The 13752-nt window shown below is 67.0% G+C and carries 11 protein-coding genes; 1 reads left to right on the top strand and 10 read right to left on the bottom strand.

Annotated elements, in window-relative coordinates:
- Positions 1–2: 2 nt before the first annotated feature.
- The 8 genes from LYSHEL_RS05550 to LYSHEL_RS05515 form a co-directional block, all read right to left on the bottom strand.
- Positions 3–1325, bottom strand: coding sequence for a metal-dependent hydrolase family protein (locus LYSHEL_RS05550; protein ID WP_213436502.1), 1323 nt, complete (start codon positions 1323–1325; stop codon positions 3–5).
- A 67-nt stretch (positions 1326–1392) separates the two neighbouring features.
- Complete coding sequence (locus LYSHEL_RS05545; protein ID WP_213436500.1) at positions 1393–2994, bottom strand: serine hydrolase; 1602 nt, start codon at positions 2992–2994, stop codon at positions 1393–1395.
- 31 nt (positions 2995–3025) lie between these two features.
- Positions 3026–4138, bottom strand: coding sequence for a YkvI family membrane protein (locus LYSHEL_RS05540; protein WP_213436498.1), 1113 nt, complete (start codon positions 4136–4138; stop codon positions 3026–3028).
- Complete coding sequence (locus LYSHEL_RS05535; RefSeq protein ID WP_213436496.1) at positions 4135–5148, bottom strand: N-acetyltransferase DgcN family protein; 1014 nt, start codon at positions 5146–5148, stop codon at positions 4135–4137. The genes LYSHEL_RS05540 and LYSHEL_RS05535 overlap by 4 nt, the downstream gene beginning before the upstream one ends.
- A gap of 20 nt (positions 5149–5168) precedes the next feature.
- Positions 5169–7493 carry a TonB-dependent receptor gene (locus LYSHEL_RS05530; protein ID WP_213436494.1) on the bottom strand — a complete coding sequence of 775 codons (2325 nt, stop codon included), beginning with the start codon at positions 7491–7493 and terminating at the stop codon, positions 5169–5171.
- A gap of 89 nt (positions 7494–7582) precedes the next feature.
- Positions 7583–8890: a peptide MFS transporter gene (locus tag LYSHEL_RS05525; RefSeq protein WP_244858679.1), complete on the bottom strand. Its 1308-nt coding sequence runs from the start codon at positions 8888–8890 to the stop codon at positions 7583–7585.
- Positions 8887–9903 (bottom strand): dipeptide epimerase, encoded by a 1017-nt coding sequence (locus LYSHEL_RS05520; RefSeq protein WP_244858677.1) that lies wholly within the window; start codon positions 9901–9903, stop codon positions 8887–8889. The genes LYSHEL_RS05525 and LYSHEL_RS05520 overlap by 4 nt, the downstream gene beginning before the upstream one ends.
- A 53-nt stretch (positions 9904–9956) precedes the next feature.
- Positions 9957–11996 (bottom strand): serine hydrolase domain-containing protein, encoded by a 2040-nt coding sequence (locus tag LYSHEL_RS05515; RefSeq protein ID WP_213436492.1) that lies wholly within the window; start codon positions 11994–11996, stop codon positions 9957–9959.
- A 190-nt stretch (positions 11997–12186) separates the two neighbouring features.
- Between LYSHEL_RS05515 and LYSHEL_RS05510 the strand changes: the two genes are divergently transcribed.
- Positions 12187–12834 carry a helix-turn-helix domain-containing protein gene (locus LYSHEL_RS05510; protein ID WP_213436490.1) on the top strand — a complete coding sequence of 216 codons (648 nt, stop codon included), beginning with the start codon at positions 12187–12189 and terminating at the stop codon, positions 12832–12834.
- A gap of 10 nt (positions 12835–12844) precedes the next feature.
- Here LYSHEL_RS05510 and LYSHEL_RS05505 read toward each other — a convergent pair whose 3' ends face one another.
- A complete protein-coding gene (locus LYSHEL_RS05505; RefSeq protein ID WP_213436488.1) occupies positions 12845–13168 on the bottom strand; it encodes a low molecular weight protein tyrosine phosphatase family protein in 324 nt (107 codons plus the stop codon).
- The gene (locus LYSHEL_RS05500; protein WP_244858676.1) at positions 13168–13728 is read right to left on the bottom strand and encodes a pseudouridine synthase family protein; all 561 of its coding nucleotides are present in this window, start codon (positions 13726–13728) and stop codon (positions 13168–13170) included. Before LYSHEL_RS05500 ends, LYSHEL_RS05505 begins: the two co-directional genes overlap by 1 nt.
- Between the last annotated feature and the right edge of the window lie 24 nt (positions 13729–13752).

Here is a 13752-nt window from a genome sequence, read left to right as displayed (position 1 = left end):
TCCTAGGGCGCGTCGCGCACGATCTTGCCCTGCTTCATGACGAACCGCGGATGCTCGGTCGCCCGCACGTTGTCGAGCACGTTGCCCGGCACCGCCACGATGTCGGCGAACTTGCCGGCTTCCAGCGTGCCGGTCTCCGCGTCGATGCCCAGCAGCGTCGCCGCGCCCACGCTGCTGGTCATCAGCGCCTTCGCCGGGTCCATGCCCAGGTCGACGTAGTCGCCGAACTCGCGCGCGTTCTCGCCATGCGGATACACGCCGGCATCGGTGCCGTAGGCCATCCGCACGCCGATGCGCATCGCGTCGTGCATCATCCGGCCGTGCGAACCGGCCGCGGCGCGCGCCTTGTCGCCGACCTTCGGCGGATACGTGCCCGCCTGCTTCAGCACGAAGTTCACCGCCATGCGCGTCGGCACCAGGTACGTGCCCTTGCGCTGCATCAGCTGCAGTGTCTCCGGTGTGAGGAAGCTGCCGTGTTCGATGGAATCGACGCCGGCTTCCACCGCCAGCCGCGCCGCGAGATCGCCGTGCGCATGCGCAGCCACCTTGCGGCGCCAGGCGTGCGCTTCGTCGACGATGGCCGACAGTTCCGCGGGCGTGAGCTGCGGCACGTCGACCGGATCGGATTCGGACAGCACGCCGCCGGAGGCGCAGATCTTGATGACGTCCGCGCCGTACTTGAGTTGCTCGCGCACCGCGCGGCGACAGGAATCGGCGCCGTTGCACACGCCGTCCGCTTCGCCGAACGTGCGCACGGTGCCGGGCGGGAAGGCAGGTGCATCGCAATGGCCGCCGGTCGAGCCGATCGCGTGCACGGCGACGAGCATGCGCGGCCCGTCTTCGAGGCCGGCGTTGATGGCGTTGCGCAACGCGACGTCGATCAGGTCCGCGGCGCCGACTTCGCGCACGGTGGTCACGCCGGCCTGCAAGGTCGCGCGTGCATTGCGCGCGGCGTAGTACGACTGTTCCACCGGCAGCCGCATCATCGAATTGTAGAAACCGTTGGTCCAGCTGGCGTCGTAGTCGCCGGCGATGTGCGTGTGCGCATCGATGATGCCGGGCATGAGCGTGGCGTCGCCGAGGTCGATCACGCGTGCGCCGGCGGGTGCGGGCGCATCGCTGCCGATGGATTCGATCTTCGTGCCGCGCACCACGATGCGGCCGGGCGAGACAAGCTTGCCGCTGCGTCCGTCGAAGAGGTGCGCGGCCTGCAACACGATGGGCGGCGCGGCCGGCGGTGCAGGAGGATCGGATTGCGCGTGGGTGGCGAGCGCGCCCCCCAGGCAAGCCGCGAAACACACCAGGCCTCCGGCAAGACGACGCATGCGGTTCCCCTCGTGGCGCCGGCGGGCGCGGATTGGCGAATCCTACGCCGCCGGCGGTGCGATGGGCTCAGTCCGCGCGCACGGGCGCGAACTGCAGGTCCTGGTAGTCGAAGCTGAAGTCCGCGATCGGCGAGATGGCCTTCATCGTCACGCGGTCGATCTTGCCGTCGGCACCGAGGCCGAAGGTGACATAGGCCGGTTCGATGTTCGGGTCGTCCCAGATCGCGCGGAAGGTGTCGTGGTGCGCGTGTTCGAGGCGCCCGACCATGCCCGGCGTGCGCGTGAAGTCGATGCGCAGGCCGCCCTTCTCGTTGCGGATGTCGATCGGGCCGTACCAGGCGTCCTTGTAGCGGCCCGCGTAGTCGGCGATCGGCAACGAGGCCTTGCCCGGCGCGGCGCCTTGTTCCTTCGCGCTGGCATCGAGCGCGGCGACGCCACCCTGCATGCGCGTGTTGGCGAATTCGTCGAACGCCGCCATCCAGTCGGTATCCGGTGCGTCGAGGTAATGATCGACCAGCTCCATCGCGATCGCGCGCATCACCTGGAAGTCTTCGGCGTTGATCTGCACGGTGATGCCGATGTTGCGCTCCGGGATCAGCACGACGTAGGTCTGCACGCCGAACACCGCGCCGCCGTGGTCGATGAGCTTCGCGCCGCGATAGTCGCGCACGCTCCAGCCCAGCGCGTAGGACGAGAACTTCGGCGAGAACGGCGCGAGCTTGCCGGGGTACGCCGGCGTGGGCGTGAGGACCGCGGGCGTCCACATCTGCTGCGACTGCGCTTCGCTGAAGACCTTCACCTGCTTGCCGTTGGCGTCGGTCCACGTGCCGTGGCCGAGCTGCACCAGCATCCAGTGCGCCATGTCGTTGGCGCTCGACGACAGGCCACCGGCCGGCGCGGCGTTGTCGCCGAGCGTCTTGCGTTCGTCGAGCACGCGCTGCTCGCCGAGGCCGCGCACGCGGCCGCCCAGGCGCGCATGCGGCCACGCGCGGTTGGGATTGGCGAAGCGCGCGGACTGCTCGGTCACCGAACTCGTCATGCCCGCGGGCTTCAGCACGCGCTCGCGCACGAACACTTCCCACGTCTGCCCGCTCACTTCCTCGATCAGCTGGCCGGCAACGGCGTACAGCAGGTTGTCGTACGCATAGCCGCTGCGGAAACTCGTCGCGGGCTTGATGTAGCGCAACGCACGCACCGTGTCGGCGCGGCTGCGCGAGGAGCTCGGCACGAACATCAGGTCACCCGCGCCCAGGCCCAGGCCGCTGCGATGCGTGAGCAGGTCGCGCACCGTCATTTCGTTGGTGACCCACGGGTCGTACATGCGGAACCACGGCATGTGGTCGATGATCTTGTCGTCCCACTTCAGCTTGCCGTCGTCGACCAGCACCGCGATCGCCGCGGTGGTGATCGCCTTGCCGGTCGAGCCGGTGGGGAAGATCGTGTCGGCGTCCACGCGCTCGGGCGAGCCGAGCTTGCGCACGCCGTAGCCCTTGGCGAGGACGACCTTGCCGTCCTCGACGATCGCGATCGCCATGCCGGGCACGCCGTGCGACTGCATCGCGGTCTGCACTTGTGCATCGAGGTCGGCCGGCTGCGCGGCAAAACTCGCGTTGGCGACCACCAGCATGGCGGCCATCGCGAGCGCGGTCGGGACGAGACGTCGAAGCATCACGGCGTTTCCTTTCATTGGAGTGTTGGGATCAGGATTGCGGCGCGGGTACGACGCGCGGCGCGCGCTGGCGCAGGCGCCAGAGGCCGACGGTCAGCAACGGCACCACGTAAACGACGAGGAACAGCCACGCGAGCGCGCGATACCCGCGCGCGATGAGGTCGACCAGGCCGAAGCGTGCCGCGATGAAGATGGAGCCCACGAGCAGCGCGCCCGAGATGGCGAGCCGCGCGCGCTTCGGCAAATCGCTTGCGCGCCGCGCCTGCCACGCCACCGCGATGCGCTCGTTCATCGCATGCACGCAGGCGGTGCCGCTTTCCAGCAGCGCGCTGAAGATCATGGCCTGGAAGCACAGGTGGAACAGCGGCATGCCAAGCTGCCGCAGCATGAAATCCGACGGCAGCGCTTCTGCGCCGATCGCCGGGTACCACGCGATCATGCAGGTGAAGAACAGCAGGCCCGGCAGCATCGCGAGCGGGCCGGCGAGCACGCCCGCGACCACGGCATCGCGCCGCGTCAGGAAATGGCGCGCCAGCGGCAGGATCATCACCGCGCCGACGATGTTGTAGCCCGCGTACGTCAGGCCGCCCGACAGCCACCCGTCCGTGGGCACCGGCGTGGCGAATTGCTGCGACGCCTGGTGTCCGAACTTGAGGATCGTGAACAGGAAGAACAACACGTACACGCCGTACAGGAAGAACGACACCCACTTGAACAGGCGCTCGACCGACTCGTTGCCGTACGCGGTGAACGCGCCGATGCCCGCCACCAGCAGCAAGGTGCCCACCAGCGTGTGCCACCCGAACATCGCTTGCCCGATCGCGCCGGCCGCCGCGCCGAAGACGGCGAGGATCAGCACGATGAAGATGAGATAGGCCAGTTCGAACACGAACGCGAACGGCCCGAGCAGCGACGCGAAGAAGCTGCGGTAGTCATGACTGCGCGTCGCATGCGCGAACGCGAAGGTGAGCGCGCACAACGTACTCCACGCCAGCATCGCGACGACGATGCCCGCCATGCCGCCCTGCGGCCCGCTCGGGATGAAGTACTCCGCGAGTTCGCGGCCCGTCGCATAACCGCCACCGATCACCGCGGCCTTGAACGCCAGCCCCGGCAGGATCCAGCGCTGGAAGCGGGAGCTCATGCGAGGCAGGCTTTGACGAGGCGTTCGAACGCCTTGCCGCCGCGCATCGGATCGCCGACCGGCATGCCGAGGCGTTCGCTTTCGCGATCGAACAGGCGCAACGCCGCACCGGTGTCCATCTTCGCGGTGTTGAGGCTGACGCCGGCACAGCGGATGTGCGGCGACGTGCGCGATCCCAAGCGGATCGTGAGATCGATGACGTCGAGCACGTCGGGCACCGCGAAGTCCGGATGCCCTAGCACGCGATCGCGTCCCGGTTCGTGGCACACGACGAACACGTCGGGCTGGCTGCCATGCAGCAACGCGAGCGACACGCCTGCGTACGCCGGATGCAGCAACGAGCCCTGGCCTTCGATCACGTCCCAGTGCGTCGGGTCTGCATCCGGCGTCAGCAGTTCCGCCGCCCCCGCGGCGAAATCGGCCACCACCGCATCCATCGGAATGCCACCGCCGGCGATGAGGATGCCGGTCTGTCCCGTGGCACGGAACGTCGCGGCTTCGCCATGCGCCTGGAAGGCGCGCGCGAGTGCGAGCGCCGTGTACTTCTTGCCGAGCGCGCAGTCGGTGCCGACCGTCAGCAAGCGCCGACCCGTGCGTCGCCGGCCCGAGGCCACCGGGATCTTCGCGGGTGGTTCGCGCACATCGATCAGGCGCCGCCCGTATTGCATCGCGGCATCGCGCAGCACCGGGATGTCGCGCAGGCGGGCGTGCATGCCGCCGACGAGATCGAGCCCGGCCTGCATCGCTTCGAGCAGGGCGCCGATCCAGGTTTGCGGGATGAACCCGCCCGCATTCGCCACGCCGATCACCATGGCCCGTGCGCCGGCGTTGCGCGCCTGCACGGGGGTCAGGAACGGCAGGCCCGTGCTGACCGTGGCGCCCGGCAGCGAGAACTCGCCGAGGCAACGTTGCGGGGACCAGTCGCGAAGACCGAAAGCGGTCTTCGCATAGCCGGGTTCCGTGGTTTCGCCGAGGAACAACAGGTAAGGCTGGGGCAACAGGACGTTCATGCGGCGATCTTCTTCGAGGCTCAGAAGCGGTAGTCGACCTCGAGCCCGTAGGTGCGCGGCATGATCGGCGTGGCCGCGGTGTGGTGCGTGACGCCGGTGACCTGGTTGGTGATGTCGCTCATCGTCGAATACGCGCGTTCGTCCGTTGCGTTCTTCATGTAGCCGCGGATCGACCAGTGCTGGTTGGAGAAGGACAGGTAGAGGTCCAGCGCCGAGTAGCTGTCGATGTCGAGGCCGGGCGTGATTTCGGTGTCGAGCACCGTGCTGCCCACCGCGACGACCTGGCGCTGCGTGGTGGCCGTGACGCGATCGTCGACGTAGCGGAAACCGCCGCCGACGTTCATGCCCCAGTCGCCGGAGAGCGGAAGGTAGTAATCCGCCGTCGCCGACCACGTGAGGTCCGGCACGTAGGGCATGCGATCGCCCTTCAGGCCCGTGTTGATCAGCACGTTGGCGCCGCCGCCGGCGGGCACGGTGATGAGCGGGAAGTCTTCGTCGATCTTCGAATCGTTGTACGCCGCGTTGACGCCGAGCGTGAGGCCGTCGATCGGGCGGAACATCGCCGCCACTTCCAGGCCCTGGCTCGTCGCTTCGCCGCCGTTGACCAGGCCGCTGACGCCGTTGACGAGCGAGGCGACCTGGATGTCCTGCCAATGGATCTGGTAGGCCACGACATCCAGCAGCACGCGGTTGTCGTCGAACGCGGACTTCATGCCGAGCTCGTAGCTGGTAAGCGTGGAGGAATCGACCTGGCGCGGCAGGCCGTTGGCGACGATGTTCGGGCCGCCGGGCTGGTAGCCCGTCGAAACCTTGCCGTACACCATCACGTCCTTGTTGACCTGGAACTGCGGCGTGAGGCTCCAGGTGAACACGTCTTCGCTGGAGGTGTTGAACTCGGTGCCGATCGGCGCGAGCAGGCCGGCCACGACGTCCTGCGTGAACTCCTGGTCGTTCGACGCCCAGCGCACGCCCGCGCCCAGCTTGAACTGGTCGGTGAACTTGTACGCGCCGTTGGCGAACACCGCCTTCTCTTCGTACGTGCTCGGCAGGTACAGGTCGCCCAGCGAACCCACGGCCGCGGCGAACGGCGGCGGCAGCGGCTGGCCGTTGCGCTGGTTGAGCGGCACGAACTGGTGGTTGTCGCCGCGCTCGTCGTCGTAGAAGCCGCCGACCAGCCATTCTAACGCGCCATCGCCCTTCGACATCAGGCGGAATTCCTGCGTGAACTGCTTCAGCTGCAGGTCGTTGGTGAGGTACGCGCTGCCGGGCGGCAGGCCGAACAGCGTGGTGAAGTCGCCGTAGGTCAGCGTCTGGTCGGTGGTGATCGAGGTCTTGACGTCGGAGTAGCTGGTGGCCGACAGGAAGTCCGCGAAGCCGGCGTCGTAGTCGACGGTGAGCGCGTAGTTCTCGATGTTCTTCTTGAACTTTTCATCGACGAACACGAAGTTGGAAAGGCCCGAGATCGGCTCGTGCGACACCGGATCCAGCGCGATGATCGCGTTGTTCGGGCTGTCGATCTGCTGCTTCATCACGCTGAACTGCACGCTGGCCTTGTCGTTCTTCCAGAGGAACGAGGCGCGGCCGCTGCCCTGCGAGGAATCGTTGATGTCCTTGCGGCCGTCGACGAAGTTGTCGACGTAGCCGTTGGGCTCGTTGCTGGCGAAGCTGGCGCGCAGCGCGACGCTGTCCTGCGCGAGCACCAGGTTGCCGCCGATGCGCCAGTTGATCGACGCGCCGTCCGCGCCCTGCGTGTCGGCGATGCCCATGCCGACGCGGAATTCGTTCTGCGTGGTGTCGGGCTTCTTCATCACGTACTTGATCAGGCCGCCCATCGCGCCGGCGCCGTACAGCGTGCCCTGCGGACCGCGCAGCACTTCGATGCTGTCCACGTCGTAGGGCAGCAGGTCGAGCGCGAACAGCGTGGCCTGCTGGTAGAGGTTGTTGGAACCGATCGGCGTTTCGTCGACGTAGGTGCCGACGGTGGACCCCGACGACAGCGGCGCGATGCCGCGCATCGACACCTGCGTCTGGCCCGGCGAACCCGAATCCTGGACCTGCAGGCCCGGCACGTAGTTGGCGTAGTCCGACATCTGCGTGGCGTTGATGTTTTCCAGCTGCTGGTCGGTCAGCTTGGTCACGGCGACGGCGACTTCGCGGATGTTTTCCTCGCGCTTGTTCGCGGTGACGGTGACGACGTCCAGTTCCTGCGGCGTGGCCGTCGGCTGCTGCGCGGTGGCGGGCGCGGCCTGCTGCGCCAGGGCCGGCCCGGCGATGCCGAAGGCCAGCGTGAGTGCGATCGCGGACGTGAGCGTGTGGCGGCGCATCGGCGCGCGGTGGTGGTGCATGTGCATTCCCTATCTCCCCAGAAGGTGTGCTGTGACCTTTTCAGGATGTAAGCATCCTGATCGGAAAATTGTCAATCCATCAAGGATCGTTATTGCGACCGCTCGTCGGGGCTGCGGCCATTCATCACTTCGGCACGCACGACGGCGGGATGGAGCAGGCGCAACAGGACGCCCGCGAGTGCGGCGACGCCGGCCATGACGCCGAAGAACGCGCTGTGCGTCATCGCGCTCCACAACGTGCCCAGGCCGCCGGCCAGCAGGTTTCCGCCGAAGGACGCGAAGTACCAGGCGGCGATCGACGTCGCGGCATAACCCGCGGGTGCGAGGCGCGCGAACAGGCTCAGCCCGATCGGCAGGATGAAGAGCTCGCCCGCGGTGAACAGGACGAAGAACGCGGCCAGCCACACCCAGTGCGCGTGGCCTTGCGCGCTCGCATCGACGAGCGCGAGCAGCAGGAACGCGATCGATACGCCGAACGCGCCCATCGCCATCTTCTTCGCGGGCGCGGGTTCGTGGCCGGCGCGCGCCTGCTTCGTCCACAACGCAACGAGCAACGGCGTGAGGAAAATGACGAGCAGCGGATTGAGCGACTGGAACCACGTCATCGGGATGAGGAAATTCCCGGCGTGGCGATCCAGCCCCACGTCCGCCCACAACGCGATCGTGTTGCCCGATTGTTCGTAGGCGCCGCGGAAGACCATCACGCAGATCGCCACGGCCGACAGCGTGAGGATGCGTTGCTTCATCGCGGCGAAGGGCATGCGTTCGGCGGGCGCAAGGTCCTGCGCCTTCGGGCGTTCCGGCGGCAACCACTTGCCGCCGAGCGTGTAGATCGCCAGGCCCGCCAGCATGCCGACGCCCGCCGCGCCGAAGCCGTAATGCCATCCGTACAGTTCGCCCAGCGTGCCGCACACCAGCGGCGCGAGCAGTCCGCCGACATTGATGCCGACGTAGTAGAAGTTGTAGGCCGAACCGCGGCGCGGATCGTCCTTCGCATACAAATCGTCGATCTGGCTCGGCAGGCTCGGCAGGAACAGGCCGTTGCCCAACGCGATCGCCGCGAGCGCGAAATACAGCAGCGATTCGGACGCCATCAGGAAATGGCCGAGCGACATGATCGCCGCGCCGATGATCACCGACCGCTTGCGCCCCAGCCAGCGGTCGGACACCAGGCCGCCGAGGATCGGCGTGAAGTAGAACGTCGCGATGTACGCGCCGTACACCATCGAAGCATGCTGCTGCGAGAACAGCAGCTGCTTCGTCATGTAGTACACCAGCAGCGTCCGCATGCCGTAGTAGGAGAAGATCTCCCACATCTGCGTGAGGAACAGGATCGCCAGGCCCGGCGGCTGTTTCAGCCAGCTGGCCCCGGCGACCCGCTGCGTCGTTGCATTCACAGCAGCACGTCCGGCGAACCCCACACCGACGCGGGGCAATCGACGTAGCCGTCGAAATACACCACGCCCGGCGAACGGTCGCGTTGCAGGAACAACGGGCCGTCCAGGTCGACGATGTCGCAGAACTGGCCGAGCAGGAACGCCGGCGCCATCGCCAGGCTCGTGCCCACCATGTTGCCGACCATCACCTTCAGGCCCATCTCCCGTGCGCGCTGCGCCATCAACAGGCCTTCGGTTAGGCCGCCGCACTTGTCGAGCTTGATGTTGACGACATCGAACCACTGCGCGCGTTCTTCCAGCTCGGCGAGCGACAGGATGCTTTCGTCCGCGGCGATGGGCACGACGCGATCGATGCCGTCGAGCTCGCGTTCGCGGCCGCGGCGGCAGGGTTGTTCGAGCAGTGACACCTTCGCCTCGACCAGCGCGGGCAACAGGCGTTGCAGCGTGTCGGGCACGTAGCCCTGGTTGGCGTCGACGCCGATCCAGGTGTCGGGACGCACGGCGCGCACGGCCTGCAGGCGCGCGATGTCGAGGTCGACGTCGCCGGTGAGTTTCAGCTTGATGGCGCGTGCGTGCGTGTAGCCGAGCGACTTCTGCGCCATCACCTCGGGCGCATCGGCGCCGACGGTGAAAGTGGTGGTCAGCGGCTTCGGCTTGCCCATGCCGGCGAGTTGCCACGCGGGCATGCCGGCCACGCGTGCTTCGAGTTCCCACAAGGCGCAGTCGAGCGCATTGCGCGCGCCGCCGGGTGGGAGGAGTTCGAGGAGGTCTTCGCGCGTGAGGCCGTCCTCGATGCGATCGCGCATCGATTCGAGCGTGCGGAGCATGTCGCTGGGTTCGTCGCGCGTGTAGTACACGCCGGACGCTTCGCCGCGGCCGATCGCGTGGCCCTGTTGCAGGCTGACGAGCGTGACGGGCGAGGCTTCGAACACATGGCCGGAGATGCGGAAGGGTTCTGACAGGCGCAGCAGTTCATTCCGCAGCACCAGCTTGACGCGGTCGGTCTGGATCACGATGGAGTCCCGGAAAAAATGCGCGGCGGCGTGAACCGCCGCGCGGGGGTACGTCAATAGTCGGCGGAGAAGCCGAAGACGTGGCAAGCGAATCCGATGAACAGCAGCGAGAGGAAGGCGGCTGCGACCACGACGGCCCACAGCTTCGCCCACTTCCTGCGCGTGCTGGTCAGCACCTTCCAGGCATTCCACACCGCGATGACGGCGCCGATCGGCAACAGGATCGTGGTGAGCGAGCGCAGCGCGACGATCATGCCGTCCTGCGCGGGCGTCATCAGGTCGAAGTTCGACAGCATGGCGACGACCAGGCCGAACATCGCGCCGAACGAGGCGAGCACCGCGAGCGAGGCGATGCGGATCCAGCGATGCGCGCGCGCATCCTGGCCCGCCAGCGCGTAACGCACGCCATAGTGGCGACGCACCATCGCCGACACCGGCCAGGCGAGCACGGTGAGCAGCAGCACGACGAGGCTGCCGACGAGCATCGTCAGGAACACCGGCGGCGTCTGCCAGAACGCAGCGCGCTGGAACACCATGATCGAGGCATACGGTTCGGCGCTGAAGCGTGTCACCTTGCCGTCGACGACGTCGGCCGCGAGGCGATCGCCGCCGTTGGTGTCCTGCCACAGGAACGGGCTGATCTCGCGCCACTTCTTCGGGGCGCCGCTGTAGCTGGCGAACATCGGGACGCTGATGGTGCCGTCTTCGTTGGCGGTGACCTTCGTCTGGCCAAGCATGTAGACGAGATTCATGAAGTTGGAGTCGGCGCGGCGGCTGCTGTTGTACGAGCCGGCCATCATCTGTGCGTGCTGCTTGGCGGTCTTTTCATCGACGCCAGCGGCTTCCGGGGCCGGGGTCTTCGGCGGCAGGTAGCGGTTGACGAAGGCGGTGACCAGGCCGTCGCGGATCAGGCGGGCGTGGCCTTCCTTGCCGGAGCTGTTGGTCGAGACGTAGATGCCGATGTTGTCGTCGAGGAACAGCTGCAGGTCGCTGTGGAACCACTGCGTGTCGCCGCCGTGCGCGATCGCGCGGTGGCCGTTGGCGGTGGTTTCGTAGAAGCCGAGCATCATCTTGTTGAGCGGGCCGACCGACTGCTGGCCGGTTTCGTGCATCTCGCGCGCGGTGTCTTCGCGGAGGATGCGCTGGTCGCCGAACGCGCCGTTCTGCAGGTGCGCGATCATGAAGTTGCCCATGTCCGCGCCGCTGGACGTCAGGCTGCCGGCGGGGGCGAGGTTGATGTACTCGTAGGGCTTGGCCTTGCCGTCGGAGGCGGTGTCGTAGCCCTTCGACGTCATGTCGTGGAAGTTCTTCTGCACCGGCTGGCTGAAGGACGAATGCTGCATGCCCAGCGGCGCGAAGATGTGGTTGGCCACGTACTTGTCGAACGGTTCGCCCGACACGCGCTGCACGATGTAGCCGGCGATGGCGGTGGCGTAGTTGGAATACGCGGGCGTGGTGCCGGGCGCGTAGATGCGCGCGGGGATCCAGTGCTTGAGCGTGGCGTCGAGCGGCAGGATCTCGCTTTCGTTGTTGGCGATCAGGCCGCGGATCACCTCTTCCATGCCGGAGGTGTGGGTCATGATGTTGCGCAGCGTGACCGGCTTGCCTTCGTACGGCGGGATCTTGAAGTCGATGTACTGGTTGACGTCGGCGTCCAGGTCCAGCTTGCCCTGCTCGACGAGCTGCATCACCGAGGTCCAGGTGAACAGCTTGGAGATCGAACCGGGGCGGAAGAGCGTGTTGTCGGCGTCCACCGGCGTGCGCTTGGCGACGTCCGAGAAGCCGTAGCCCTTCTTCAGCAGCACCTTGCCGTCCTTGACGACGACCACCACGGAGCCGGCGACGTCGGTCTGCTCCAGCGCGTAGGGCATGAAGCCATCGAGCCAGGCTTCCAGGTCGGTCGCATTCAGGCGCTCGGCCGGCGCGGGCATGGCGTCGGCCGGCGGCGGTGCGGCGGACGTGGCCGGTGCCTGCGGCACCACCGGCGTTGCGGCGGGCTGGACCACGGGCGACTGCTGCGCCATGGCGGTCGTACACGCGAGCCCGAACGCAAGCAGCGCGGCGGACAGCGGACCTCGTTTGATCGGGTGCATCTGGTTCCTCTCCCCTCGAAAATGTCGGTGGCCCCGGGCGCCCCCTGCGCCCAATGAGCCGTTCAGGAGAATAACCATCCTGATCGGAGAATTGTCAACCTACTTTGGTCATGTAGACCTAGAATCTCCCCGAAGCTGTACTTTTGTGGCGCCCCAGGAAGGGGCCCTCTTACCAGGAGCAATGACCGGCATGACCCGACAGCACCCCACCATCGGCAGCCTCCTCAAGTCCCTGCGCGCCAGGAACGACTGGACGCTCAAGGAGATGAGCCAGCGCTGCGGGATCCCGCTGTCCACGCTGTCGAAGGTCGAGCACGACCGCCTCAGCCTCACCTACGACAAGCTGCTGCAGATCAGCCAGCGGTTGAACCTGCGCATGTCGGAGTTGTTCGCCGAAGACGAAGACGTGCACGAACAGGCGATCACCGCGCGCCGCAGCATCGGCCGCATCGACGACGCCGTGCGCGTCACCACGCCGAACTACGACTACTTCTATCTCTGCCCGGAACTGCGCCGCAAACGCATGATCCCCGTGCTCACGCGCGTGCGCGCCAAGAGCATCGAGGAGTTCGGCGAACTCGTGCGCCACCCGGGCGAGGAATACATCCACGTGCTCGAAGGTCGCGCGGAAGTGCACACCGAGTTCTACGACCCGATCGTGCTCGAGGCCGGCGAATCGGTGTACATCGATTCCAACATGGGCCATGCGTACATCGCCGCCGAAGGCTGCGAGGAAGCGCTGCTGCTGGGTGTGTGCTCCAGCGCGGACGAGCAGTTGCTGGAGTCGCTGATGAACATCCACCACGAAGAGACGGTGAAGCTGTCGGTGGTGAAGTAATCGCACCAGCTCAGAGGTGGCGCGGTACCTTCGTTTGCAACAGCGCCACCAGCGCCGGATCCATGTGGGCGTAGTCGTCCGGGATGTCCAGGCACACGATGCGCTTGCCGCCGATGTGCGCGCGGAAGCGGGTCGAGAGCTTCGCGCGATGCATGCGTTCCATGACGAACACGACGTCGGCCCACTGCAGCAACTCGGGCGACAGCGGCGTGTCCGCGTCGTGGTCCAGGCCGGCGGACGCGGTTTCGACGCCGGGCCAGTCGGCGAACACGTGTTCCGCCGTCGGGCTACGCAGCCGGTTGCGGCTGCAGACGAACAGGACGTTGCGGGTCACTAGAACTTTTCACCCGCCGGCAGGTAACGCCAATCGCCGACCGGCATCTTCGCCAGCGGCACCTTGCCGATGCGGATGCGGCGGATTGCCACGACCTCCAGCCCCACTTGCCTGCACATGTCGCGCAGCTGCCCGGACTCCGGGTTCTTGATCGCGAAGCGCAGGCGGATTTCGTTCTGCCAGCTCACCTTGCACGGCGGCAGTTCGCGGCGGCCGAAACGCAGGCCATGGTTGAGCTTGATGAGCCCGTAGGGCGCGATCTCGCCGTCGACTTCGACGATGAATTCCTGCTCGATCCGCTCGATGTCCTCGGTGAGGTGGCGCCAGATGCGCCCGTCCTGCGTGAAGACCATCAGGCCGCTGTCTTCGGTATCCAGCGGCACCAGCGGCGTGAGGCGATGGAAATGCTGGTCCAGCAGTTCGATGCCGGTGGGGTCTTCGCTCCAGCGCGCCGCGGGCTTCACGAGCCCCGCCGCCTGGCGTCGGCCTTCGATGGCATCGAAGCCAACGGGCTTGTGCAGCAGGATCGTGGCGGGGGTGGGGCGCGTGTCGTCTTGCATGGACGGAGCCTGGAGATCGGTGCG

The organism is Lysobacter helvus, from assembly GCF_018406645.1.
GTDB classification, from domain to species: domain Bacteria; phylum Pseudomonadota; class Gammaproteobacteria; order Xanthomonadales; family Xanthomonadaceae; genus Noviluteimonas; species Noviluteimonas caseinilytica.
The sequence above is the reverse complement of the archived record's forward strand: the minus strand, read 5'-3'. Positions and strand labels throughout refer to the sequence as shown.